The organism is Paenibacillus foliorum (assembly GCF_013141765.1).
Classification (GTDB): domain Bacteria; phylum Bacillota; class Bacilli; order Paenibacillales; family NBRC-103111; genus Paenibacillus_S; species Paenibacillus_S foliorum.
In genome coordinates, this window is the sequence record NZ_WHOD01000109.1 from 158,918 (window position 1) to 184,178 (window position 25,261).

Sequence of the window (25,261 nt, forward strand, 5' to 3'; positions counted from 1 at the left end):
TAATTCAGAAAAAGGGGGGATTGTTCATGCTCGAGAAAGGTCAAATTTCAGCCTTCCAGCTAGGGTTGATCATGTATTCAGTAATATTGGCCACCGGGTTTCTTTCTCTCCCTGCCCTTTCAGCTCAATATGCCCATAATGACAATTGGTTGTCACCCATCATCGCATCTATAACTGGCTTTGTTAGCATTTACGCAGCAACTCGTTTGCACGAGCTGTATCCGAAGCAAACTATCATCCAGTACAGTGAACAACTAATTGGGAAAATAGCAGGAAAAATCTTGTCCATGATCTATTTTCTTTTTTTGACATACACGACCGGAACCATCACCAGACAATATGCGGATTTTGTTACGGGTAACTTTTTTTTCAAGACTCCCTTATTACTGGTCATTTTCTCAATCCTTCTGCTCGCAGCTTTCGCTGTACGCGGTGGGGTAGAGCTATTGGCTAGAAGTGCTGTGATTCTCACACCCATCTTTATTGTACCGATTTTTATCCTGCTGCTTCTTTTCCCTGAACTGGATCCAAACAACATTTTTCCTATTCTTAGCCAAGGTATGGTCCCCGTAATTAAAGGAGCTGCAACGCCTCAAGCATGGTTTAGCGAGTATTTCCTTTTGACTTTTTTCCTGCCCTATTTGACAGATCCAGAGAAAGGAAGAAAATGGGGACTAATTTCACTGAGTACCGTCGTTTTGAGTTTGACTTATGTCAACCTAATCGTGTTATTGTTACTGGGCCCAGATTCCGAATATAAAATCTACCCTGTTCTGGTAGCTTTCCGTTCTATCAGGGTTGGCAGCTTTATAGAAAATTTAGAATCTCTATTATTGGCAATGTGGGTGGTCGGAAACTTTATTAAAATAGGCGGGTTTTACTATATGGCTTCTCTTTCGTTCGGGCAATGCTTTCAATTGTCGGATTACCGCCCCACCGTCTTTCCGCTTGGACTTCTAATTGCAATCATAAGCTTGTGGGACCTGCCTAGTTTTCCTGCATTAGCAGAATTGCACCGTTACGTAACCCCGTTCGAACTACCTACGATCCTGACGCTTATTCCGCTGCTATTACTTATGTTGGCCGTATTACGCAAAAGAAGAGCGACTGCAGGAGGCGATCCTACCCCATGAACATATGGATAAAATTAGCTCTGGTTCTCCCGCCTTTCCTATTGCTTGGAGGCTGCTGGGATCGTACGGAGCTCAACGATTTATCGGTTATTACAGCGTTAGCTTTCGATAAGGCGGAGAACAACATGATTCAGGCGACAGCTCAAATTATCATTCCTCAGAATCAAAGCGGGAGCGGAATGATGGGAGGAGGAGGATCCGGAGGAGGCACAGCTAAGAAGACATCCATAAACACTGAGAAAGGCATCAATATCGCTGACGCCCTGTCCAAACTTCAGCAAAAAACTCCCCGAAAGCTGTTCTGGGGCCAATGCAAAATATTTATTTTCAGTGAATCACTAGCCAAGGAAGGAATCCGTAAGCAATTTGATTTCCTAGTTCGGCACCCTCAACCTAGAGAGAGAGCTTATATGTTTGTCAGCAAAGGAAAAGCAGCAGATTCTCTAGAAGTGTTCCCGTCAATCGAACGTTCCTCATCGGATGCACTTCGGAAGTTGTCCGACTTGAAGGTTGGATTCAGGGTGACTTTGGAACAATTGAGCATGATGCTAAGAGGGGACTCTCAGTCGGCGGCACTCCCCATCGTTAAGATTTTGCCACTGAAAAAATCGTCAGGTCCACTACAGACCATCCCCTATATGATGGGGATCGCTATTTTCAATAAGGACACTATGGTAGGTGAACTTTCAGGCAAGGTAACGAGAGGCGTTATGTGGGTAAGAAATGAAATCGAAGAATACACGGTTACCTATAAAACGGATGATATGGAAGGACTCGTGTCTTTAAATCCGGTGAAAGCAAAGGTCAAGCTAATTCCCCAAATTATAGGAGACCAATGGACAATGACCATAAAAGTGAAGACGCACGGTGATATCGTTCAGAACAGTACTGTATTAAACCCCATGAACCCAGAACTGTTAGTCCTTCTCGACAAGGCATTTGCAAAAGATGTCAAAGAACGTATTCAGCTAGCCGTTAACGAGGTTCAGCACAAATGGGAAGTGGACGTTTTTGAATTTGCCAAGGAATTTCATCGAAAATACCCTAAACAATGGGAGAAGGATAAAAAAAATTGGAAAGAGATATTTCCAAAGGTTGCCGTAAAGATTGAAGTAGAAGCTCACATACTCCGACCCGGACTTATCAACTCGCCAGCAGGTGTACCTAAAGAAGAGGTGAAGGAATAATGAGATGGAGTGTATTCTGGGGGGTTACGATTGCCGTTTTGCTGATCACCTGGTATGAATGGAAAAGACTTAAAACTATGCCAAAGAAGGATAAGCTCGTATTAATATCGCTGCTCCTCCTCGTTTGGTTCATGTCTATGCTGGATTTGCCTAAAACACCAGGCCCAACTACATTTCTGCATTTCATCTTCAAGCCCTTTCGGCCTTTGCTCGAATCGTAAGCCCTATATTGCCAAGAATAGCTATAGACAACCAACTTCGAATGAGCTGATAAATAAATCCAATAGGGGGTGATTATGTATGTTGGAGAAGGGGAAAATTTCCGCCTTTCAGTTAGGAGTCTTGTTGTATCCGACAGTATTAGCTACCGGATTTCTTACGCTCCCAACCCTTACATCCCAGTATGCTCGAAATGATCTTTGGCTCACAGGGTTTCTTGCTACCTTATTTGGTTTTGTAACCATTTATATCGCAACGCGGCTGCATCAGCTGTATCCTAATCAAACAATAATTCAATACGGTGAACAAATCATCGGTAAAATACCTGGAAAAATTCTGGCCTTCATCTATTTCCTTTACTTTAATCATGGCACTGGAATTATTATCCGGCAATATGCCGACTTCGTAACGGGCAATTTCCTTTTCAAAACCCCGATTCTTCTTATCATTTCGTCCATTACTCTGCTTTGTGCTTTTACCGTTCGTGGCGGTATAGAGCTGCTTGCAAGATCCGCTGTGATTTTCACGCCTTTTTTCATATTGCCTTTACTATTTCTGCTGTTTCTTATTCCCGATCTGGATGTATACAATTTATTCCCAATCTTAAGCCGCGGCTTAATCCCTGTGATCCAAGCAACAGCCACTCCACAGGCGTGGGTATGTGAGTTTTTTATGATGACCTTTTTCCTGCCCTCCTTAACAGATCCTGAGAATGCGAAAAAATGGGGCATCCTTTCATTGTGTGCTGTCAGCTTGAGTATGACCTTTGTAAATACAATCACACTATTTTTGCTAGGTACGGACGTAGGTAACAAAACCTATCCCATCTTAGTAGCATTCCGGTATATAGGATTCAGCTACTTCCTGGAAAATTTAGAATCATTTCTTCTGGCCATGTGGGTATTAGGAAACTTTATTAAGATAGCCGTTTTTTATTATGTGACCGTTCTATCATTCGCCCAATGTTTGAATTTGTCGGACTACCGGCCGATCGTGTTTCCAATTGGAATTCTTGCCGTTTTATTCAGCTTGTGGGGTATACCGGATTACTCTATATTTGGTGATCATTTAAGGTATGTAGTTCCTTTTCAAATACCGCTGATGCTGATGTTGATTCCATTGCTTTTGCTTATTACAGCCGTTTTACGCAAAAAAATAAATGCAGGTCGATGAGGTACTGCCTAATAATGGATCAAGTATGAAACACTCGTCCTGCCCAATCACCAGTAGAATGCCTGATATGTAATTGTCCGGAACTATCTTTATACACGTCCGATTCCTGAGGCACGTCTTGACGTTAAATCGTCGCGCCAAACTCCATCTAATGTTACCGCAAACTCCGGTATGCTGACTACAAAATGAATAAACCAGCTGTTAATAAGAGTTTCCACATAATGGATCCCCCACTAGGAATATATTGTAAAATATATGACGTGCAATCCTGTAGTAAAGTTGCTCTTTTTACTTCAATCAACCCAAAAAAAACTGCGATAAGTTTTAGCGGATATTTGGTGTTACAACGCAATCGATAATTTGTTATTAATGACAGAAAAAGATCCACAACAAAGGGTTGTGGATCTTTTTCCTATTCATGATTAAATGGATAGAAATATTTTTATACTTCCATCTTTAGAATAGAATTCAAAATCAGTTTTATAGGCTCTTCTAATATCACTTTTCCAAATATCCACCCAAGCATGAAAGACACCCTGTGGGTCGGTATTATCCACTTCTACAACATGGTAGTTTCCTGCTGGAATGAGGACACTACTTTCATCAATATATTTCTCTTCAGAACCAATATGCAAATCATAATCACCTGTAAAATCACTTGAATAATTATTATAAACAGCATAGATATCACCTTTTACATTTAAACGAAGAAATTCTTCCCACAGACTAAGTATTTTGTCTGTATTTTGATTATTGGTTCTTATTTTTTTACCATAAATAAGCTTTTCAGTTACTGCTGCTTGCATGTATATTTCCTCCTACTAATTTTGATATAGAAAATATAACATTCATATGATGACAACAGTCTGTCAGCTTTCATAAATAAATTTAATTTCATTCCTATATTCATGTTTAAGCCAAAGCGGAGATAATATCTTTACATGTCTGCCAAACATGAGTAGAAATGGCAATACATTTTTAGCACTGTCATAATGAAAGGCTACTTTTATACTCCCATCTTCAAGGATTGATATTTCATCTTCCGTAAAAAAATCGTATAACTTACCAAGTTCACTTTTGGAAAACAGCAATATAATCTCCTCAACTTTAACGGACTTAGGAGTCAAGTACTCATTTTCCACCGTATAAACATTTCGAGTATTGTCAAGTATGACCTCCATACTTCTTATCCTAGTCAATTTAAATAATCTTAAAGCTTTTTTGGATTCACAAAAGGCTTCCAAATACCAACTTCCATTCATAAAATTTAATTTTAAAGGTTGAATGATTCTACTCGAAATATTGGCTGTTTGTGACACATACTGAATACAAATTTTATGCCCATCATCAATGATAGAGAGTACTTTTTTTATCTTCAATTTGGTTTCTTCTTCTATCGATTCTCGGTGTAATGTAGATGATGTTATTGTAATATTAGAATGAAATTCTTCCTTATTTTCTTTCAAAAGCTCTATTTTTCTTTGTAACACGGATAATTGATTGTTATCAAATAACTCACTTTTTAATGTTAAACCTTCTAATAAAAATTTCTTTTCCTCTTCGTTAAATGTAAATTTATCTAGTTGATAGTTATCTATTAATGTGAAACCACCATTTTTTCCTAGATAAGAAATAATAGGGATTCCGATTGCTGATAGAGCATCCATATCTCTATAGATCGTTCTTTTGCTCACTTCAAATTCATTGGCTAGTTCATCGGCAGAAACTAATTTTTTCTTCAATAAATAGATAAGTATGGAGAACATTCTCGCTGTTTTCATGGCATCCTCCTCGTCTGATCAAATTACCATATTGCCTAATTAATTTTTCGTTCGATGTCACAAATCCGCGCATACTCTTCTTGAGTAAGTGTCTTCAGTTCTTCAGCTGTTCCGCTCTTCATATTTTGTGCGGTGAGCACCGTGCCACTGAATACTTCTCGTAAAACATAAAGCGTTTCATTCCCTTTTTCAGGCTGGCATGGATGATTCCATCTTGTGACAATCTTTTTCTCCCACGCTGTATGGGTTCTCCGCAATTTTGTTTCACAGTGAGGACAACTTTTAAACTCAGGTCTGAAGTAAACTCTGGGCGCAACACCCAATCTATCTTTCTCAAGCATGAAGGTCATCTCCTAGGGTAAATTTTGACCTATATACTTCGACAAGAGATTGGAAATGCCTGTTAGTTAATTATGCTGTCGTAGAAAAAAAAGCTTCCCAGAAGGAAGCTCCTATCACTATTTATTTACAACTTCTTTATCCAATCCATCTTAACTCGTTACGGTTTCTAATGCCCTACGATGCATCCGTGAAGTTACCCAAACGAACAGAAGCATAAGAAAAGCAAAGCCGACCAGCACCCACAGCGACCACGATACCGATAGGGTATCCATGCTCCATCCGGTCAATAGAGGAAGCGTGGCGCCGCCAATACCACCGGATGCAATAAGTACGCTCGTTGTCCGCTCCTCCGCCCCTGGGAAGAAGCTGTTGGCGTACACCAACGCTATTGCAAACATGCCTGACATGGCGAGGCCTAGCAGAATGATGATTCCAAAGGCCAATGTTATGCCTGTGGTAACTGCCAATCCGGCAACAAGGATACAGAAGCCGGCACTGCCGAGCATCAGGTAGCGTGAGTAACCGATCTTTCGGGAAAAAGCTGCGGCAAACAAGCGTCCAACTGCCATCGCTCCCCAGAAGCAAGTTACCGATATAGCACCGATTTCCGAGCTAGCACCGAAGTTCTCCACCAGAATCGATGGCAAAAAGTTTGCCAAGCTCATCTCGCCGCCTACATACAGCAAAAAGATAAGAATAAAAAGAAGGAAAACGCCCATTGAGCCTTTACGAACCATATCTGTAGCTACCGTTGGCTCATAACCGCGCTGCATGCGTTCGCGCAAGACTCCAAGAGGCAGAAACCACCAGAGAAGGAGCATACATACGGTGAACAAGCCAAGCGTCAAAAACGCCCCTCTCCACCAGCCTTCGGCTATGAACATAGAGGCCAATAGTGGCATCACTAATGCCCCTACTCCGAAAAACACTTCCACACGAGCCATCATCGCTGCTTTATGCTCTTCCTCTGCGGCTTGCATAATAAGCGCTCCGATCACAGTCTCAATCATGCCAAATCCGAAGCCGGCGAAGGGTGCTATCACCAATACCAATCCCCAGGCAGGCAGCATAGCGAATACCAACTCAGCAGAGCTCAAGAAACATAACGCCAGAAGCAACGCTCCTCGTTTGCCGAGCTTAGCTGACCACCAAGGGCCTGACAGTACCCCAACTAAGAACCCTACAAACTGCAAAGAAATCAACTGCCCGCCGGCCGTGTAATCTTTTCCGTAATAAGCCAAGAAATCTGGCAGCAGCGAGCCAATCACCACATGTGCCAAACCGATTAAAAAGTACGATAAACAGCCCATCCATAAAAAAACCTTCACTTGTCAATCCCTCATTTTCACATTAAATACGGATGCTTCCGACTGTTACTACTTTAAATGAAATGGGTTGACACTACAAGCGGGCAAGCAAAAAAATAAAAGTTACCACTTAAATCGGCCACTTGGCTGAATCGTTAATAAACATAATCACATGAAAAAACGAGTTCCAACCTTATTTGTATGACTTACAGCCAGTGCAATCCCGGCCAAACCTCTGCTTCCGAGTTCGACTGTTTGGCACCTGGTGTGCTTCGGCCCTTCTCTATATATCGCGTAAGCAAGGATTTCAACTCTGCTACTATTTCGGGTCGATCATTGACAACATTGTCAGTTTCGCCCACATCCACATTTAGATCATACAATTGGAAAGCTGGAGCCCCTTCCGGTTCTTGACCAGGCCGCGGACTGCTCCACCCCCCGGACCCTGGACATAGTTCAAGCTTCCACCTTCCTTTTCGAATAGAAAAGGAACCATCTATAGAATGATGAACCATCGCTTCTCTAACAGGCTTGTCGTGTTCTTCCATAAACCAGATAGAAAGATTGCTGACACTGTCTTCTCCCGCATGCTCGGGGAGAGAAAAACTCAGCAATTCTGCCACAGTAGCCATTAGATCAACCAGACATACCGTTTCATCCGATAGTCGATTAGGCTGAATCCGATCAGGCCATCTAATAAGGAGAGGAACACGGTGCCCACCTTCATAAATGTCCGCTTTGTGTCCACGGAAATGGTAGCTCGGGTTATGGCCGACAGCGGCTAACTCCTCGTAATCAGCACGCGGAGAACAACCATTGTCGCTTGTATAGATCACTATGGTATTGTTGGCGATGTTTAACTCATCTAGTTTATTCAGAATTTGACCGATAACATCGTCGCACATCAATACAAAATCGCCGTAATCATTGGTTCCAGATTTACCTAAGAACTCCTCAGTCGGGAGAATAGGGGTATGTGGTGCTGGCAAAGGGAAGTAAATAAAAAAGGGCTCATCTTGATGGGCCTCGATCGTATCCAATGTTAGCTGAGTGAGCAGAGGCATTACTTCTTCGTGTTTAAAGTTCGCTGCTGTGGGCCCTTCCCTCCAGAACGTTTTCGAACCATCATTCTTCGTAATCCGATCAGGTATTTGAGTGACGCGGTCATTTTCTATGTAAACATAAGGGGGCATATCTAGAGATGCACTAATTCCGAAAAAGGTATCAAATCCATAATCATTGGGTCCTCGTTTGATGGGTTGACTGAAATCGATATCGCCTGGACCATCACCGTTCTTTGACCAATCCATACCTAAATGCCATTTGCCTATACAAGAAGTCTTGTAGCCGGACTCTTGCAAAATAGAAGCTACTGTCAGCCTACCTTCTTCAATTAAATGAGTGGAATACCCGTCCAATACTCCCCTTTTTAAAGAAGATCGCCAATTGTATCGACCTGTCAGAATGCTGTAACGCGATGGGGTGCAAACCGCTGACGAGGAATGTGCGTCGGTAAATGAGATACCTTCATTGGCCATTCGGTCCAAATGAACGGTTTGGATTTTGGAATTTAGATTCAAGCATGATAAATCTCCATAGCCCATGTCGTCGGCAAGAATGTAAATAATATTCGGTTTTTTCTGCAAATTCTCGGATGCTCCCTGTTTGTGGTTCGTCCCCATATTTCAAACCCCCAATTTCATTATTTGATGAGATTTATTTTGAAGGCAGGACTTAATGTTCTGTATGCGATCTTCTGGAAATGTCGTGCCGATCATTCCGACAGCGATGGCGGCTACCATTTTGCCTTCCCGTAGTATAGGGACTGCTATCCTTCTGACATGAGGAAAAATGGTGCCCAGGTCATCTGAGATACCTTCATTCTCTGCTTCAGAGATGTAATGGAGCAGTACTTCAGATGGGGGTCTGTAATCATGGAATAAGGGGGATACACTTGCATTTTCTATTAAAAAGCGACGGTAATCCTCCTTTTGACTCGCCAGGAAAAGAAATCCCCACGGGTGAATCATATAGTCCGTTCGTTCAGAGCCCACATCCTGCATGGCTAATCCCTCCGGCACTGTTCTCTTGTGCTGACAAATCATGTTCCCGTTAATAATACGGATCCACAAGGACGTAATCCCTAATGTAGAGCTTACATCTTCAAGTGCCGTGGCAATAATCGGTTCGAAGTGAGTCTCTGTCAAAGATGATTGCAGCCTCCTCCATGTTCTCCCGAGTACATAATGCTGTCTTTCATTCTTTTCTACACATTCGTTATTTGATAACGTTTTCAAATAACGGCTTAGACTAGCAGGACTTAAATCCAGCTGCTGCTTTAACTGAAGAAAACTAGCCTCTTCTAATTCTCTCAAAATCTCTAATATACGTAATCCGCTTTCCAAACCTGGGGCTGAAGACATCAACGCCACCGCCTAGTATTATATATAGTATCAGTTAGTATTATATACATTATTTTATTTTTTTGTTTTTGATGATGTCAAGAAAAAAAGAAAGAGGCATGCCGTCTAAACTGCATGCCTCTAGTCTCTTATTTCAGGAATATATTCACCAACAAGATTATATTCATAGCTATTGTCTATCGGAATAAAGCCCAATGTATTACTCCATCTGTCTCTACGAATCAAACCAATTGAGTTAGTTGTTTTATAATAGCATCGTATTGCTCCATTGTAATTTCATTCATACATACCTGCCGAATTAATTCCTTCTCTTGTGGACTAAATACCAAATCATCTAATTCCCATGATGAATTTATTTCTTGAAAACTTTTCTCAAATTCATCTCTTGTCATATTACTCTCTCCCTTTTGGGGATGATCCCTGGATGTACAATCTATGATGAGTATGCCGGTCTAAAGGTCCTATATATAGGAATTCGAAATGGAAATATAAATTAAGTAGGTATATGCTCACAAAATATTGTTTTTTTCATCAAAAAAGGAGCTGCCCGCTTCAGCACGCCCCTCTTTTGTATTATTTTGTCTAATTAATTTGCGTGTTCAACACCATGCTGGTGCGGAAATACCAAAAGCTTACCATCCGATTCCATCCAAAGCACGAAGTCCATCGTATTGATCCGTTCCATTGCAGCTATGAATTTTGTCGGGTTCTGAACCTTCAAGCTGAAACGCAGCTGCAAAGTCGGCTTCTCCCTGCTTTCTTGGGACGAGTCGCTTTCAGAAACCATTTTGACGTTAACGATTTGAATTCCCTGCTCCCCAAATGCTGATGCCAGCTTGCCAAGAACGCCGGGATTATCGAGTGCTTTAATTGTAAGCTCATGATTTCTACGATGGCGCATCAAGTACTTTTCCCATTTATTAAGAACGAATAAACTGATCAACACCAGCATGGTTGTATAAAACGCTGCAAATAGAAATCCAGCCCCGACGCATAAACCAATCGCCGCTACCACCCATACAGATGCAGCTGTCGTCAAGCCGCTTATAACCGAACCATTACGCAGGATAGCTCCCGCCCCCAGAAAGCCGATACCACTGATTACTTGTGCAGCAAGACGGGCCGGGTCGATCCGTACATTAGGCTCGTTGACATATTCAGAGAATCCATAAATGGACAGCAGCATTATAGTCGCCGAGCCCAAACAGACCAGAATATGAGTACGAAAGCCTGCAGCATGATTATTCCACTCGCGTTCCATTCCAACAGCACCACCGAACAGAACCGCCAGCACCATCCTGAGCAAGAGCTCACCATGCGAAATCGTCCAAAGAGTTGTAGTTCCCATCTTGATAGTTCACTTCCTCTAATTAAAATAAATCGCATTCGTAAAACCAATCATAGTTCGCGCATTGCAAAATGCACCGTATAGCTCAGCACGCAGCCAATGAACGCCGTTCACATCCAACATCAGATCAGCTTTCGGCTGCCCTTGCGTCAATTCTACAGCAGCGAGCTCCCCAAGGTTGCTGACAAGCTTCAGCTGCAGCACCTGATCCGGCTGCTCCCAGTGGCCTTCTCTCGCAGTAAAGTCAATGCTAGCGGTTACCTTAAGCTGCATTCCTTTGACCTGCGACAGCTCAATAGTATCGCCGATGCCTGCCCACTTACCATCGGACCCAAGCACACTCAGCTGTGGAAGTGGCCCCATCGACACAGCCACATTACCTCGCCGTAGAGCATCCAGTGCTCCACTGACTAGGCTGTGAGCGTGTACTCGACTCTCTGCTCCTGCTCCTTCGCTCTTGCCGTAACTGCTGCCCTCGCTCAAATCCTCAGCTTTGTGTTCGCCATTACTTTCGTCAACACCATCTCGAATCCCTAGAAATGTCGCTGAAATCGGCTCCGTCACCGGATCCGAAACATGCCAATCCCGTCCACTTGTCGCTGCAATCCGGTGTCCCCGATTCAACAGCTCCGTCCACATTGCGAAAGCCCGGGCATTATTGCGTTGAATGGAAGGAAACAATCCCGACCATACTTCAATATAATCAACCTCATTCCAATCTGACACTTCAAATTCCCAGTAGCAGCCCGTACACATCGGACTTCCGACACGGAACGGATGAGCTACTCCTACAAGTCCCCCCTGACGGTGAACCCCTTCAATTCCTCGGTGAATATGAAAGGGACTCAGGTTGCGCCAATCCACATACTCCTTAATTCCAAGTGTAAGCATATGTCCGAAGAATGTGGTCCATTCAAGTCCTGGGATCACTTCCACTCCTGTTTCTGCAACAATCTGCTCACGGTTTGCCAGCCCTGTCATTGTATTATGGTCCGTTAAGGCAACGCCTCGCAGCCCTAAAGCTCGTGCAGCCAAGGCAAGCTCGGCCAACGACTGTTTGCCATCGCTGTGAAACGTATGGCAGTGAAGTTCAAATGGCAGCCATTTAGTCATTGTATGTCCCGTCCTTCCCAGACATGCATCCGGTACCGACACTGCTCGGTAACAACGCAATGAATGTTGATCATTATGCTTAGCTGCCCCCGGGGAAATACTCCAGGTACCAGTCCTGGAGAGGCCTCCTCGGGTGAAATAATCAGATGCTGTACAGGATCATGCCGATGTCCCGCACCACGAAACCCAAATTCATCATCGAACGACAGTGTAAGCAAATTTTGCAATGGCAAATAATTTCGCCAGTTATCCGCATATGCTTTGCGATGCTCATCTTGTATGTATTGATCTAGTCCTTCCATTATCAATTCTTGTGACTTCAATTCATCATCCAGCGTTTTGGGCTCGTAAGCAAATTCCACGTGAAGCTCTCGGCATTCCCGATGCAAGTGCAGCGTGTAGGTGATATGACTCTTGGAGCAGCTAGGAGTAACCACGCCCTCCACTTTCAGCAGCGTATTCATTGTCCGTCCCCCCGCCATAAAGTTTGTCTTGGTTGCTCTTTCGTCACTGTGGCCACATCAGAACTGCGAATCGGCTGTTGGGGCGCGTAATCTTCATCCAGAAAAAAACCTTTAAATTCAGGAACCGTAACCGACTCTTCCCCGCCTGGCAGCCATACGGCGCAAATTTCTTCTATATCGTTATAGCAAGTCCCATCTGGAAGCTTGACCGTTGTCGAAAATTGAAAGTAGGGACCATCGTAGGCGCAGCGAAAATTATCCAGTCTCAGGTCACCAAAGCTGCCTGAAAACCATCCGCCCACTCCCTTGAGCTTAACTTGAATATCAACGGACGTTTCCTTCTGGGGGTCTTCCGTCACCTTGGCCGATTGTACATACAAGTAGCTACGCAAATCTGCTAGGTGGAACGAATTGTTCAAAACCGGTAATTCCGCAGGATACTGGCGCAGCATTTCCCATGCAGTCACCTGATAAGTAAACGGAAATGCATCCATTACCCGTTCTCTCGGCTCAACCTGCTGATTCCACTCATAAACAGGGGGCAGCAGAAACCGATACTTGGATGTGATCGTATCATCCACCATTCCGTTCGTTGTTGCGTTCTGAAGCACCGGATGTCCTCCCATTGCGGTACTGCCCTTAAAGTCACCTGTAACATGCTCGGGCCCTTGAAAGGTAGCCTTCTGCACTTCACCTTGCTCGTCAAGCTCCACACGGTACACCCATTCAATATCTGTTGTGCGCCCCCACTTACTCATCAACAGAGGAGTAGGAGTCCCTTCATCCTCATGTGAAAACATCATTTGGTACTCAATTGCTTTTCCCCGCTCCAAAGGCTCTGTGAAATAAAACATCAGCAGCGGAGTATCCGTATATCGTCCCTCATAAGGATGGTACACATTGCGCCCGTATATGACGGGGGTATGCTTGTAAATTTCGAACAGCTCTGAATTATTTTCAGTAACCAGCTTCACATCAATCGATTCAATGTAAGCCCTTTTCACCTGCGGGGACGAGATATCCGGATTAAAAGCGAACCTAAGCATATAGGTGCCCGGCTGCATGTAACCCAATAATCTTGTATAAGTTAAAGGTCGATTCCCATAAAAGAGAACGCAATCCTGGTTATATTCCCTCTCAATCCAAACACGCAGCACAGCTGATTCATAATCCGCCACTCGCCAATCGCTTTCCGATTTAGCTAACAAGTCGATTTCTACAATTCCTGCTTCAGCAAGCTCTATTTCCATTCTAAAATCTGCATTCGCATTGACTTCTTTCCACCCTAAAGCTCCAGTTGATACGATATGCTGCTTCATCTGCTATTCCCTCCTAAGAGTTTCGCTTTAGCGAAACTAACTTTGTAAGCATTATGTTCTCTCAAGCATTTAGAAAAAAACACCTTCCCTTTAAAAGCTTTACCTTTTCAGTAAAGTCCGTCGAAGGGAAAGGTGCGTGTTCAGCTTTAATGCGCTGTCTTATCATCTTTTATCATCGTACGAATATAGAAGTACCCCATCAAAGAACAAAGGATGAACATAAAAACGGCGTTTGCGCTCGCGAGCTGTGTGTCCTGATAGACTGAAAATATTTGGCGCATCGCGACACCGAGCACTTGCGGTGAGTTCGGTCCAATCAAGAACGGCGCCGTAAACCCTCCAATAATACCCATGAAAATAAACGTAACCGCAACCCACATCGTCCGATAGGACAAAGGAATGATAAATTTGAAGAAAATTTGTAAGCGGCTTGCCCCGATATCCTTTGCGCTTTCGATGATTGCGTTAGGTATTCCGGCAAGCGCAGATGTGAGCAGCATCGTCGTGAACGGGATATTGAACCACAGGTTAGCGAGAATGATACCCTTGTAATCAAATATAATTTTGGGCAATGCCTCGTTGCCAAATAGCAATAAGATACGCGACAGCCAGCCGTGATTCCCATACATATTAATAATTCCGTAAGAAGCAATTACTGAAGGGATAAACATGGGTATCATATACATTCTTTTAATTCCATTCACCAGTCGACCGCCGCTAAATCTCATATATACCGCTAATGCGTAGCTGATCAGCAGCACCATGATGACCGATATGATAGTCAGCTTCAAGGTGAACGTAATATTGTTAACACTCACCTTGTCGGTGAACAAGTAGAAGTAATGCGCCAAAGTGTAACTACCTTTATCGTCCTTAAAGCTCTCATTAATAGCGAGTATGATTGGCACAATAACTACGAAGCATAGAATAAGGAAGGATGGGATTACTAGCAGCAGCCCGAAAATCCCTTGTTTTATGTTTTTACTCATTGGCCAGCAACATCCCTCTGCCAGCGTTTCTGGATCTCTTTACCCAAATCACCAATGCTGAATGTACGATATCCGCCAGCTACATCCTTAAATTTGTCTTTCAATTCCTGTGGCATTTCAGACCATTTGATACCTGGATAGCCGTACATTTTGTTTACGATGACACTCTGCGCTTCAGGAGTTAACACATAATCCAGGAATGTAGCAACCGAATCCGGATGCTCAGACAGCTTCGGAACCATCAAGTAAGTCGGCCCCCCCGTGAAGGAAGGATCAATTTGCACCAGCTTGGTTGTATCCGGCAGCAATTTCTTTGATGTCTGCTCCAAAGCTTGATCGGACCATGCTGGAATGATATCGACTTCTCCGTTGGCCAGCAAGTCGAGCGTTCCTTGATTTTTCTTCGGATAGACGCCTTTTTGGTACATGAACGGGTGCAGCTCTTTCAGTAGCGCAAAGCCTTGGTCCCATTTTTGTGCGTAAGCCATATCGGAGCTGACGTTAGCCTCTGGTGGAAGGAAGTTATAAATGGCTGTTTGTACAAAGGAATCCCCTGAACCGCCGGTTGCAGGATCATTATAGGCGAAACGCCCCGGATTTTTACGGATCCAGTCATACAGCTCGTTAGCTGTTTTTGGTGGTGATTTTACTTTTGCACTGTTATAAGCCAATATAACGGCCGATGCCCGGTATGGAATCCCCATATTTTTTACATTGCTCAATTGTTTTTCTTCAATTTTACTAAGATTAGGAATCTTCTTTGTATCCAAAGGAGCCCATAGCTCTTCCTTAGTCCCCTTGATAACATCGCTTAAGCTGCTCTCATATAGATCGATGTTACCGGATTTCTGGTTGGCTTGCTTTGCTGCAATAATACGGTCCACTGTGGATTGCCCGCCTGCGCCGGAATCAATATGAACCATTTTCACTTTGATATTCGGGTATTTCTTTTCAAACATTGGAACAACAACTTCCCATAGCTCCTTGACGTTTAATGAACCTGTAAAGTAAAACGAGAATTCGTCTTGCTTCCCCTTGTCTCCACCGCTTGAAGATGCCGGTTTATCGCCTCCGCTGCCACATCCCACTAGGGCTCCCAGTACCATTACCGAAGCAAGAGCTATACTTAAACGCTTTTTCATAGGGTTCATCGATTATTCCTCCTTTAGAGTTTTGCGCCAGCAAATATTGGCATACTGACCTTGAAAGATGAACATGTTGTTTAGGCTGACTTATATGTAAGCACCTTGGAAAAAGATATCCCTGTAACTTGTCCTGGAGATAAATCCTTTACAGCATCACGCGGTAAAAACGCTTTCAGAACACCCAACTCCGTTTCAAGCGACACTTCAGCATAATGTCCCAGTATCATTACCTGATGAATCTTGGCCGATAACCCCTCATCGGGCTGCACAAATACAATATCCTCCGGTCTAATAGCTACCGTAACTTCTCCGCTCAACTGCCGTGTATTAGCATATTGAAGTCGGTTCATATGTACTTGCTTCCCGTCCGCATTGCCTTTAACAAAATTCATTTTGCCGATAAACTGGGCAACGAATAATGAACTCGGATTATCGTATATTTCCTGAGGATTAGCTTCCTGCTCGATGTTTCCAGCATTCATTACGATGATACGATCGGATATCGAGAGTGCCTCCTCCTGATCATGCGTAACGAAGACCATCGTTAATCCAGTGCTTGCTTGGATATCACGCAGCTCCTCGCGCATTTCGTGACGCAGCTTCGCATCAAGCGCAGAGAACGGTTCGTCAAGCAGTAGTACTGCAGGCTCCAGTAAAAAGGCTCTTGCCACCGCGATCCGTTGCTGTTGTCCACCTGATAATTCGCTCGGAAACTTCTTCTGTGATCCGGGGAGTCGCACCAGCTCCAGCACACGTTTGATGGCTTCTTCGATCTCAGAACTGCTTTTCTTCCTTATTTTCAAGCCAAAGGCTAAGTTGTTGAACACATTCATATGCGGCCATAAATTATAGCCTTGAAAAACCATCGCAGTAGGACGCTTTTCCGGCGGAAGCTTTAATACACTTTTGCCTTCGATTACGATATCTCCCGAGTCTGGTTCAAGAAACCCGCCAATACTCCGAAGCACTGTTGTTTTACCGCAGCCAGACGGGCCTAGTAAAGTAACCAGTTCTCCTTTGTTAACATTCAGAGAAATATTCGACACGCCTTCTCCAGTTTTATAGCGTTTCGTGAGGCTCTGTACAGATAGCTGGATCATAGTTCCTCCTTAGAGTTTCGCCTTTGCGAAACTTACTTCGTAAGCATTACTGAGTTTCGGTTTAGCGAAACTTACTTCCATTATTTCATTTGGAAACCGCTTGACATAACATCAGCCGTTACGAATCTTTGTGCAGCTAGCAGAAGAACGATAGTCGGCAGTGTCAGAATGATAGAGAATACGGCACCTGCTGTGCTGGGATAGTCTGAAATAATCGAGTACATAACAACTGGCATCGTACGAAAGTCAGGAATACCAACAAGAAACGTACCCTGTGCCTCATCCAAGGAATGCAGAAATGTAAAAATCGACGCTACCATAATTCCAGGCAATGCCATGGGCATCGTAATACTCCAAAATACTCGGAATGGGCTTGCGCCAACATCTCTGGCAGACTCCTCTTGCGCTTTATGTACATTGCGAAAAGCCGATGACGGTATCCAGGTCATAAACATTAAGGTATTTACAATATGAATTAAAACAACACCTGCAAAAGTATTCATCAACCCAACCTTGTAAAATAATACGGCAATTGAAACATAAAGCCCCATTTTCGGAAATGCGTGGGTTAGCAGAAACGAGAACAAAAACCAACGGCTAAGCGGAAAGCGAATTCTTGCAAATGCATAAGCTGCCGGTATACAAATAATGATCGATAAAGCGGTTACAACTGTGGCAATTAAAAATGATAGCCCAATTGATTTGACCACCTCATCCTTGGAAAGTACGAACTTCCACCAATCCATTGACCATGACTGCGGTAAGACTGCCGGGTACTGCCATTTCCCTGTAAACGCTAACAATAACAGATTCAGTAAAGGACCCATAAAAAAAACAGCAAAGATGACGAGAATAATAAATTCGATCAGCTTCCGTTTACCTTGGGCTTTGAAATACCACATCATGCGAGCTCAATCTCCCCTTTCAAAACTTTCATAACCTCCATAAGCTAAACCGGTTTAATAGATTGTATGTTGGGGTAAGCGGTTAACCTAATGTATTTAGATTATTAACAATTTATGCATATTTGTCAACTATATATTGTTAGTAATGGATACTTTTGTTCAATAAAAGCACTAAGCAATAAATAGTTGACAACTAAAGACATCATTAATGTTTCAGCCATACGTGCTAGGTGTCTTGAAGGTCACAAGCTGCTGCTTTTAAACAAAATTCAGGTTTTCAGTGTAAGGAAATGGCAGAGGAAACAGCTGTGCAAGAACTGCCTTCAGCTCACTCTGTTCGGTCAAAGAAGAGCCATTAAACAAAAGTGCTGTTGCACCTCGATGCCCGATTGTTAAGGATTCATCCTTATAGCTGATTTTATAGCCGTTACTGGTTTCCACTAAACTCAGTTCCGACAGCCGGTCCGCACCAAGCTGCCGCATCATATAAGGCTGCAATGAGCTCCACAGTCCAGGGAAATTAATCATACGAATTGTGCCAGGAATCATGCTCTCGGAAAAGGCGCAGCCTGTCGAAGCCAGCTTCTCCGATAATGCAGCTCTATCTCCCATAACAGGAATATGAAGCTGCTGCGGACTTAAGCGATCGATAATTTCATGGAGCAAGCCGATGACAGCTTCATCATTGCCCGCATATTCCAGAATCTCTGCTGTAAGGAATCCTTCTTTTATCAATAAAACGTATACTATATACCCTATTGCTTCACCATTATTTGTGAAACTCAACCCAACATGCTGCTCCGCACTTTCGTTACTTGCAACAGCAGCACTGCGAATAAGCTGATCAAGTTCAGCCTCTGTCCTTTTGTAGTAAGCCTTCTCTGCTTCCATCAGCTTAATGATTGCAGGCCGATCCTGATCCTGCACCTCATCATAAGGGCGTATCACTGCTTCGGCTCTTTCCAGCCCCTCCAAATCCTCATTTGACCGGATTGTGAAGCGCCTAACTCCCCCTACCTCTAAGCAATCATTCCTTTGATACAGACCGCGGGTTCCTGATATTAGCAGCAATTGAGCGCCATCCTCCGCGCATTTATCTATGCTTCGTTTTACGAGCCTATCTGCGAAGTTTCTCCCTCTGTAGGCTGTATCTGTGCAGACAGCCCCCATACTTACAACAGGAATGGTGCAGCCGGCAATCGAAAGCTCAGATTTTAATAATCCTACCAATGTCGCTGGTATCCCATCCTCCTCTATGATTAACAGATTATGTGCATTGTCCTTGGAAAAAAGCATGGAGTAAGCCGCTCCCATCGAGGTTTGTCCAGGCTTGCGAAACGTACGGTCGGCCAGAGCTACTAGCCTTTCAATTTCATCTGGTTTGGCTGATCTGGATACTGTCATGGTATTCCTCCCATTCACTATGTTCTCACATTCCCCTTAGAATGTAACCGTTTGCAATTCCTGATTTTTACTAATTATCTATTCCCAATAGAGGCCTCCTTGCAGTCAGCATATATGCTTGCTCGTTATTATAATGGAAGATCATTGGAAAAGGAAGCCGTCTCCGTAAAATTTAGCAAGCTTCCATTGGTCTATATTTCATACTATTTCAACGGCTCCAAAAATATCCTTCTCCTTATTGCCTACTACTTTTTGTCTGCGTTATACTTAGCATAGATTCAAGGGCAAGCGCTTACCCCAATTCGTTCATGAAAGGAAGCATTTGATAAATGAAAACGATTTTGATAAATGGGCTTTATCAACCATGCGGACAGCTCATTATGGGCTGCGATCATTTCAATCAATCAAAATTTGGCCTTGCCAGCAGCTTGCTTGATAAGTTTACAGCAATGGGTGGCAATACCATCGATACCGCCTTTCAATATGGTGATGGTGAAAGCGAGAAGACAATCGGCAAATGGATGCATGAAAGAGATAACAGGGAGCAGGTTATTATCCTGACCAAAGGCGCTCACCACGACGAGACTGGTCATCGCGTCAACCCACAATCAATTACCCATGATTTGAGCATCAGCCTGGAGCGGCTCCAAACAGATTACATTGACCTGTATGCTCTGCATCGTGACGATCCGAATGTGCCGGTGGGCCCAATCATCGACATTCTCAACGAGCATCTGCAGGCCGGTAAAATCCGCGCACTCGGCGCTTCCAACTGGTCATACCAACGTATTCAGGAGGCTAATGATTACGCGCAGCAAAACGGTTTAACAGGCTTTACATTCAGCAGTACTAACTTGAGCTTGGCTAAAATGATTGTGCCTCGTTGGGCCGGCTGCGTCCCAGCCGATGAAAAAACCTGCCAATGGCATCAATCGACCGGCATGCCTTTGCTATCGTGGTCCTCCTTGGGTGGCGGCTTTATGGCCGGCCGTTTCTCACCTGAGCATCGAGAGGATGAAGAGATGGTTCGCACTTATTACAGTGAAGGCAATTGGCAGCGCCTTGAGCGAACTAGACAACTCGCAAAGAAAAAGGGAGTGCCCTCCGTGCAGCTCGCGCTCGCCTACGTGCTTAATCAACCATTCCCTACTTGCGCACTGGTCGCTGCCTATGCACCTGAGGAGCTTGATTCCAATCTGGCCGCAGCCAGCCTGACATTAACCCCGGAGGAAGTGAGCTGGCTGGAATTCGGAGCGGAATAAAGCATACTAGCTTCACCTTAAAGCACTTGGCCATATAACAAGGGAATTACGGTCAGCCTCTGCTCCCAGCTTTCGCAGTATTTCTGCAGCCTCGGACTGCAGAATGGGTATATCATTCCACTTATCGACGACGAGCTTTCGCGTATTTGGAACTTTCAAGTACGCGGCAGCTACTAGCCGCAGCAGCTCATATAGCTCGTCCTTATTTGGAGCCAATTGGTTAGGAGTTATTTCGCTTCTCTCTTCACCTTCTACCTGATCATACATCGTGTAAATTCGCTTCCCGCCGTTTTCTATCCATAGTAGCCAGCGTCCTCTTTGGATGACTAGATCATTTCCTTTTTTCCTCGCAAAAGACATGCCTTCCGTATCAGGCCATTTAACAATCAGGCCAAAAGGATTGGCAGGGTCTGTGGAAGGCAGCACAATCGGGCGCAGATCTCCGTCCCATTGGCGGGTACGTAGATTCTCTACTTGATCCTTAATGGAAAACTGCAGTGTCTTCACGTCCTTGACCCAGAGTCCCCTGGTCAGCATTCCCCAATTTTCCAGCTGTTTCAAAGCAGCATAAACCTCATCCCATGACCACGGAAGATGCTGTGCTGCAAGCTCCTTGGTCAGCAGCCCATATCCGCCGAGCAAATGCTTGATCCATGCGGATAACGCGGCTTGGGGATTGTGTTCCTCCTTCAGTGAGCTTAGGGCGTACCATCGTCCAAGACCTGATTGAAAGCCTTTGCCCTTAGAGGGCTTAGCGGATTTAGCAGCCCCATTCAAACGAAGCGGCGCAAATTGATCATTCGATACTAAACCTCTCCAAGAAAGGGCCAGTAAGTCTGCGGTCAGCTCCGATGGAATATCCCCTGTTTCACGGCTAAGAGCCGAGAGGAAGCTCGCTCCTTTACGTGTTAGCAGCTCGAGTAGTGGCTCACCTTCTTCTCCATCAGCCGTTTGCGGTGGATTTAGCTCATATCCCTGTTCAAGAAACGGTGCGTAAAGCTCCTTACTCTCTGACAGAAAAAAAGCAATGCGCCCCTCTTTCTCCTCCTCCTGCTTTTGACCAATCCATAACACTTCCCCACCTGCACACAGCTGGTCTAACATTTCTTTGCGGTAATCCGTCATACGAAGTGGAAAAATAGACGTCTCCCATTGAGACAACGGGCAAAAGAAGCCCTGCAGCTTCGCAATAACCTCCCGCAGTCCCTCTTCACCGCTAAGACGCATGTGAGGCAAAACATGCTGAAGCGCCATCATCCTTGTGCAATAGCTAACCGGATTGACCGACTCTGCAGCCTGCCTAAGCGCATGCGCTTTCGTTCGAGTTTGTCGGGCATTCGCCTGACGGTTCAGCCATACACGAACAACCTTTCCATCGGAATGGGACATAGCTTCGCTGTCCGCAGGCAGGACTGTGTTGTTCATTGTAAGAGGGGCAGCTTCAATACGGCCTTCCGCTTCCCACTCATGCAGAAGCTCCTCGATCCTTTGTCCGTCCAAACCGTATCTTTGATTTAATTGCTCCGCGGTAAAGCTTACCTGACGATCGATATAGCGAGTCAGTATGAATCGGTCAGCCAGCGGCGCCTTCCCTATAAGTGCATACGTATCAGCTTCATCAGCGCAAATCCAATAGGATGATAAGCCTCCACCCATATAAATTGGGCACAATCTCTTTTCTCGCTTCAATGAATCCAAAAACTCTTCCATCCTACCGTCCGCAATCATTTCTGACAGCTCGGCTTCTGTGCGTTCTCCGCGTCGTTTTAACAGACTTATTAATTGTTCTGCATGATGTACAGCCGGCTCAGCCGCAAGTCCTTCAGCCTCCAGCTGTTCATCTGCATTAGAAACAGCGCCGTCTGCGGCCTCCTGAGCAGGTACATCACCGAACCATTGTCCTGCCAGCGATCGGTCTATTCCCATCAAACGCGTCTGTACATCCCGCCCCACCGCATCCGACTCATACATTTGAGCATTGATAAAATCAGCAAGAAACAACACCGCAAACGGAGATGGAAAAGCAGCGTGCTTGACAATCACCTCCAGCTTTCCGGTTTCGATCTGAATCAATGCAGCTCTCACACCCTCCACATCCAGCTCTTCATGCAAGCACAGCCTTATAGCTTCGCCTATAAAAGGGAACTGCTCTGCATAAGGCAGCGATTCTCTTAGAAGCTCCTCGCTTCGCAGCCTTTTTTGCCAAGTCGGCATACGATTGAAGCTGCGTGACAGCAGTAATGAGGTTTCGGCCAGACGACGAAAGGCTATGCCGAATTGCGGCGAAGAAGGTACCGCTTGACGAAGCAGCTCCTCCAGACGCTCTGAGGTCACCTCACGAATCAACGGCAGCAGTTTCAGAGCCTCTCCATTGCCCCCATCCGGGATAATAAATTCGATTCCGTTATCCTTGGCATTAGCATAGATACGATAAGGCAAAGAACGCTCAGCATGAAGCTGGATCGCGAGCTGCCACGTCCGGTTAAATGCCCGCCCAAACCAGCTGTGAATAATGAGATGATGCTGCTTGAAGTCATCTTGAAATTGTTCAATGACAATGCGGCGGTGTGTTGGCAGCTCAGAGACAGCTTTCTGTGAGTGGATAAGCATCAGCAGTTCATCCGCAGCATGCGCCTCCATAAAATGCGAATCCATCAACCATTGTATAGTTTGAGACTTCTGTTCCTTTTCAAGCCGCTCCTCAGCATACTCCAAAAAACAGCCAATCTCAGTAGAAAATGCAACCGCTCTCCCTTGTCCTTCTCCCCGCCAAAATGGGATTTCGCTAAACGTATTGCCTGACTCCTCCACCACATAAACTCGATCGTTTCGAATGGACTGGATTCTCCATGAGCCCGTGCCTAGCTGAAATACATCGCCAACCCTACTCTCATGGATGTACTCCTCATCCAATTCACCCAAATGAATACGGCTTTCCGCATGATGGACAGGATAAGCGCTCCCTTGCGGGATAGTCCCTGCGCCCATAATTGCCGTCATCGCCGTTGAGCTTCGACGAGTCACAAGATGGGTTGTCCGATCCCAATCTACCAGCGGCCGGACAAATGGATAATAACCCGAGAGCACCTGAAGCACAGCCTCCAGACGCTCCAGAGGAAAGCCGTGATAGCCGTAGCTTCTATTCAGAGCTTGCTGCAGCTGCTCAACCGTCCGGTCATCGGCGGCGACCATCGCGACGATCTGCTGGCATAGCACATCCAGCGCATATCGCGGTATGTGGATGGCTTCGATCTCCCGTGCCTCAATATTTCGTGCGAGCACGGCACATTCCGGCAGCTGCCCGCGGGTGCGTGCCACGATCACTCCGCGGCTTTCATCGCCCACGGAGTGGCCCGCCCTGCCGATGCGCTGAATACCCGCTGCTGCGCTCTTCGGCGAATCGATCTGCAGCACCAGATCGATGTGCCCTACATCGATGCCGAGCTCCAGCGAGGAGGTGGCGACAAGACAGCGAAGCTTCCCTGCTTTGAGAGCTCCTTCGACCTCAAGCCGCTGCTCCCGAGAAATACTCCCGTGATGCGAACGAGCCATTTCATAGCCGACGTGGTCGTTGAGCCTTAATGTCAGACGCTCGCATAACCGTCGGTTGTTCACAAATATTAGCGCTGATCGGCTGTCTTCTATCAGCTTCATAATATGATCGGTTAGCGGCTTCCAAATAGCTTCCTGTTTATCTTTCGTAATTATCGCTTGCTCAGGCAGGGTAACTCGCAGGCTGAATTTCTTCTCCATCCGGCTTTCGATGATCTCGACGGCCCGCGCCGTATCACCATCCCAGCCTCCCAGATACGTAGCGATTCGCTCAATCGGCTTCTGTGTAGCCGAAACCCCAATGCGCTGGGGTGTAACGCCAATCCAATCGGTCAGCCTTTCGAGTGTCACCGATAAATGCAAGCCTCTGCTATCCGCAGCTAAATCATGAATTTCATCCACCACGCAGAATAGAACCGTCTTCAGCATCATTCTTCCCTTGGGAGAGGTTAGCAGCAAATAGAGCGATTCCGGAGTCGTTACCAGCACGTCAGGCGGATTACGCAGCATGGAAGCACGGGTGCTTTGAGAAGTATCGCCCGTCCTAACACCTATAGAAAGCCCCCGCCAGCTGCTGCCCTGCTCCTCAGCCAATTGCTTAAGCTCAGCGATATATTCGATCACATGATGGTGAATATCATTGTTAAGCGCCTTCAGCGGCGTTATATATAGAAGCTTTACCCCAGGGGTCGAAGCTGTCTCATCTTCCAATTCTTTATCCTGCAAAATCCAGCTTAAACAAGGCAGCAGCGAGGCCAATGTTTTACCTGATCCGGTAGGCGCCGCAATTAAAGTATGCACTCCACTTTGAATCGCCTTCCATGATCGGACCTGGACATCCGTAGGATTGCCAAACCGATCCCCAAACCATTTCGCAATCAACGGATGAAAGGTTCCTGCTCCCGTATCGCTCATGTTAAGAAATCTCCTTTGCAAGCTCATTTAATAAAACCTTAAAAATGTTTTGGATATTGAACACAGTATACCATATTATGGAATGTAAACTTTAGCCGTTCGGAAGCTCCCTGTGTATAGATTGCTTATGCAGCTATTTAGCGCGTACGTACCGTATTTGTAATTTGTTTACGAAACCTT

Annotated in this window: 23 protein-coding genes; 5 read left to right on the plus strand and 18 right to left on the minus strand. The window is 45.0% G+C overall.

What is annotated here, in order from left to right; translation table 11 throughout:
• Nucleotides 1-26: 26 nt before the first annotated feature.
• The 4 genes from GC093_RS29480 (at nt 27) to GC093_RS29495 (ending at nt 3,712) form a co-directional block, all read left to right on the plus strand.
• The gene (locus GC093_RS29480) at nt 27-1,133 is read left to right on the plus strand and encodes a GerAB/ArcD/ProY family transporter (RefSeq protein WP_171655512.1); all 1,107 of its coding nucleotides are present in this window, start codon (nt 27-29) and stop codon (nt 1,131-1,133) included.
• Nucleotides 1,130-2,320, plus strand: a complete 1,191-nt coding sequence (locus tag GC093_RS29485; RefSeq protein WP_171655513.1) for a Ger(x)C family spore germination protein — start codon at nt 1,130-1,132, stop codon at nt 2,318-2,320. Before GC093_RS29480 ends, GC093_RS29485 begins: the two co-directional genes overlap by 4 nt.
• On the plus strand, nt 2,320-2,541 hold the full coding sequence (locus tag GC093_RS29490; RefSeq protein WP_171655514.1) for a hypothetical protein: 222 nt from the start codon (nt 2,320-2,322) through the stop codon (nt 2,539-2,541). The genes GC093_RS29485 and GC093_RS29490 overlap by 1 nt, the downstream gene beginning before the upstream one ends.
• A 79-nt stretch (nt 2,542-2,620) precedes the next feature.
• Nucleotides 2,621-3,712, plus strand: coding sequence for a GerAB/ArcD/ProY family transporter (locus tag GC093_RS29495; protein ID WP_171655515.1), 1,092 nt, complete (start codon nt 2,621-2,623; stop codon nt 3,710-3,712).
• 89 nt (nt 3,713-3,801) lie between these two features.
• Here GC093_RS29495 and GC093_RS36510 read toward each other — a convergent pair whose 3' ends face one another.
• The 17 genes from GC093_RS36510 to GC093_RS29575 all read right to left on the minus strand — a co-directional run bounded on the left by GC093_RS36510 (nt 3,802) and on the right by GC093_RS29575 (nt 19,352).
• Nucleotides 3,802-3,930: a hypothetical protein gene (locus tag GC093_RS36510; protein ID WP_281365342.1), complete on the minus strand. Its 129-nt coding sequence runs from the start codon at nt 3,928-3,930 to the stop codon at nt 3,802-3,804.
• A gap of 204 nt (nt 3,931-4,134) precedes the next feature.
• Nucleotides 4,135-4,518 (minus strand): GyrI-like domain-containing protein, encoded by a 384-nt coding sequence (locus tag GC093_RS29500; protein ID WP_171655516.1) that lies wholly within the window; start codon nt 4,516-4,518, stop codon nt 4,135-4,137.
• A 63-nt stretch (nt 4,519-4,581) separates the two neighbouring features.
• The gene (locus tag GC093_RS29505) at nt 4,582-5,493 is read right to left on the minus strand and encodes a helix-turn-helix transcriptional regulator (RefSeq protein ID WP_171655517.1); all 912 of its coding nucleotides are present in this window, start codon (nt 5,491-5,493) and stop codon (nt 4,582-4,584) included.
• 35 nt (nt 5,494-5,528) lie between these two features.
• Nucleotides 5,529-5,834 carry a hypothetical protein gene (locus GC093_RS29510; protein WP_171655518.1) on the minus strand — a complete coding sequence of 102 codons (306 nt, stop codon included), beginning with the start codon at nt 5,832-5,834 and terminating at the stop codon, nt 5,529-5,531.
• 150 nt (nt 5,835-5,984) lie between these two features.
• Nucleotides 5,985-7,163, minus strand: coding sequence for an MFS transporter (locus tag GC093_RS29515; RefSeq protein ID WP_171655519.1), 1,179 nt, complete (start codon nt 7,161-7,163; stop codon nt 5,985-5,987).
• Between the two features lie 185 nt (nt 7,164-7,348).
• Nucleotides 7,349-8,824 carry a sulfatase family protein gene (locus GC093_RS29520; RefSeq protein ID WP_171655520.1) on the minus strand — a complete coding sequence of 492 codons (1,476 nt, stop codon included), beginning with the start codon at nt 8,822-8,824 and terminating at the stop codon, nt 7,349-7,351.
• Between the two features lie 3 nt (nt 8,825-8,827).
• Nucleotides 8,828-9,565, minus strand: a complete 738-nt coding sequence (locus GC093_RS29525; protein WP_171655521.1) for a helix-turn-helix domain-containing protein — start codon at nt 9,563-9,565, stop codon at nt 8,828-8,830.
• 221 nt (nt 9,566-9,786) lie between these two features.
• Nucleotides 9,787-9,957: a hypothetical protein gene (locus tag GC093_RS29530; RefSeq protein WP_171655522.1), complete on the minus strand. Its 171-nt coding sequence runs from the start codon at nt 9,955-9,957 to the stop codon at nt 9,787-9,789.
• A gap of 194 nt (nt 9,958-10,151) precedes the next feature.
• Nucleotides 10,152-10,913, minus strand: coding sequence for an MgtC/SapB family protein (locus tag GC093_RS29535; protein ID WP_171655523.1), 762 nt, complete (start codon nt 10,911-10,913; stop codon nt 10,152-10,154).
• 18 nt (nt 10,914-10,931) lie between these two features.
• Complete coding sequence (locus GC093_RS29540; protein WP_171655524.1) at nt 10,932-12,026, minus strand: CehA/McbA family metallohydrolase; 1,095 nt, start codon at nt 12,024-12,026, stop codon at nt 10,932-10,934.
• Nucleotides 12,023-12,490, minus strand: coding sequence for a hypothetical protein (locus GC093_RS29545; RefSeq protein WP_171655525.1), 468 nt, complete (start codon nt 12,488-12,490; stop codon nt 12,023-12,025). The genes GC093_RS29540 and GC093_RS29545 overlap by 4 nt, the downstream gene beginning before the upstream one ends.
• Entirely contained in the window at nt 12,487-13,809 is a 1,323-nt protein-coding gene (locus GC093_RS29550; RefSeq protein ID WP_171655526.1) for a hypothetical protein, read from the minus strand. Before GC093_RS29550 ends, GC093_RS29545 begins: the two co-directional genes overlap by 4 nt.
• A gap of 146 nt (nt 13,810-13,955) precedes the next feature.
• A complete protein-coding gene (locus GC093_RS29555; protein WP_171655527.1) occupies nt 13,956-14,798 on the minus strand; it encodes an ABC transporter permease in 843 nt (280 codons plus the stop codon).
• Entirely contained in the window at nt 14,795-15,949 is a 1,155-nt protein-coding gene (locus GC093_RS29560) for an extracellular solute-binding protein (protein ID WP_246315625.1), read from the minus strand. Before GC093_RS29560 ends, GC093_RS29555 begins: the two co-directional genes overlap by 4 nt.
• Nucleotides 15,950-16,020: 71 nt before the next feature.
• Complete coding sequence (locus GC093_RS29565) at nt 16,021-17,043, minus strand: ABC transporter ATP-binding protein (protein ID WP_171655528.1); 1,023 nt, start codon at nt 17,041-17,043, stop codon at nt 16,021-16,023.
• Between the two features lie 80 nt (nt 17,044-17,123).
• Nucleotides 17,124-17,948 carry an ABC transporter permease gene (locus GC093_RS29570; RefSeq protein WP_171655529.1) on the minus strand — a complete coding sequence of 275 codons (825 nt, stop codon included), beginning with the start codon at nt 17,946-17,948 and terminating at the stop codon, nt 17,124-17,126.
• A gap of 258 nt (nt 17,949-18,206) precedes the next feature.
• A complete protein-coding gene (locus GC093_RS29575; RefSeq protein ID WP_171655530.1) occupies nt 18,207-19,352 on the minus strand; it encodes a GNAT family N-acetyltransferase in 1,146 nt (381 codons plus the stop codon).
• 329 nt (nt 19,353-19,681) lie between these two features.
• On the opposite strand from GC093_RS29575, the gene GC093_RS29580 reads away from it, so the two are divergent.
• Entirely contained in the window at nt 19,682-20,614 is a 933-nt protein-coding gene (locus GC093_RS29580; protein ID WP_171655531.1) for an aldo/keto reductase, read from the plus strand.
• Between the two features lie 12 nt (nt 20,615-20,626).
• Here GC093_RS29580 and GC093_RS29585 read toward each other — a convergent pair whose 3' ends face one another.
• Nucleotides 20,627-25,081, minus strand: a complete 4,455-nt coding sequence (locus tag GC093_RS29585; protein WP_171655532.1) for a DEAD/DEAH box helicase — start codon at nt 25,079-25,081, stop codon at nt 20,627-20,629.
• Nucleotides 25,082-25,261 lie beyond the last annotated feature (180 nt).

Coding starts and splice junctions, on each gene's coding strand:
- GC093_RS29535 (WP_171655523.1), bottom strand. CDS start 10,913: ATGGGAACTACAACTCTTTGGACGATTTCGCATGGTGAGCTCTTGCTC.
- GC093_RS29565 (WP_171655528.1), bottom strand. CDS start 17,043: ATGATCCAGCTATCTGTACAGAGCCTCACGAAACGCTATAAAACTGGA.
- GC093_RS29560 (WP_246315625.1), bottom strand. CDS start 15,949: ATGAACCCTATGAAAAAGCGTTTAAGTATAGCTCTTGCTTCGGTAATG.
- GC093_RS29505 (WP_171655517.1), bottom strand. CDS start 5,493: ATGAAAACAGCGAGAATGTTCTCCATACTTATCTATTTATTGAAGAAA.
- GC093_RS29490 (WP_171655514.1), top strand. CDS start 2,320: ATGAGATGGAGTGTATTCTGGGGGGTTACGATTGCCGTTTTGCTGATC.
- GC093_RS29550 (WP_171655526.1), bottom strand. CDS start 13,809: ATGAAGCAGCATATCGTATCAACTGGAGCTTTAGGGTGGAAAGAAGTC.
- GC093_RS29555 (WP_171655527.1), bottom strand. CDS start 14,798: ATGAGTAAAAACATAAAACAAGGGATTTTCGGGCTGCTGCTAGTAATC.
- GC093_RS29520 (WP_171655520.1), bottom strand. CDS start 8,824: ATGGGGACGAACCACAAACAGGGAGCATCCGAGAATTTGCAGAAAAAA.
- GC093_RS29540 (WP_171655524.1), bottom strand. CDS start 12,026: ATGACTAAATGGCTGCCATTTGAACTTCACTGCCATACGTTTCACAGC.
- GC093_RS29545 (WP_171655525.1), bottom strand. CDS start 12,490: ATGAATACGCTGCTGAAAGTGGAGGGCGTGGTTACTCCTAGCTGCTCC.
- GC093_RS29580 (WP_171655531.1), top strand. CDS start 19,682: ATGAAAACGATTTTGATAAATGGGCTTTATCAACCATGCGGACAGCTC.
- GC093_RS29525 (WP_171655521.1), bottom strand. CDS start 9,565: ATGTCTTCAGCCCCAGGTTTGGAAAGCGGATTACGTATATTAGAGATT.
- GC093_RS29575 (WP_171655530.1), bottom strand. CDS start 19,352: ATGACAGTATCCAGATCAGCCAAACCAGATGAAATTGAAAGGCTAGTA.
- GC093_RS29530 (WP_171655522.1), bottom strand. CDS start 9,957: ATGACAAGAGATGAATTTGAGAAAAGTTTTCAAGAAATAAATTCATCA.
- GC093_RS29510 (WP_171655518.1), bottom strand. CDS start 5,834: ATGCTTGAGAAAGATAGATTGGGTGTTGCGCCCAGAGTTTACTTCAGA.
- GC093_RS29495 (WP_171655515.1), top strand. CDS start 2,621: ATGTTGGAGAAGGGGAAAATTTCCGCCTTTCAGTTAGGAGTCTTGTTG.
- GC093_RS29585 (WP_171655532.1), bottom strand. CDS start 25,081: ATGAGCGATACGGGAGCAGGAACCTTTCATCCGTTGATTGCGAAATGG.
- GC093_RS29570 (WP_171655529.1), bottom strand. CDS start 17,948: ATGATGTGGTATTTCAAAGCCCAAGGTAAACGGAAGCTGATCGAATTT.
- GC093_RS29485 (WP_171655513.1), top strand. CDS start 1,130: ATGAACATATGGATAAAATTAGCTCTGGTTCTCCCGCCTTTCCTATTG.
- GC093_RS29500 (WP_171655516.1), bottom strand. CDS start 4,518: ATGCAAGCAGCAGTAACTGAAAAGCTTATTTATGGTAAAAAAATAAGA.
- GC093_RS29480 (WP_171655512.1), top strand. CDS start 27: ATGCTCGAGAAAGGTCAAATTTCAGCCTTCCAGCTAGGGTTGATCATG.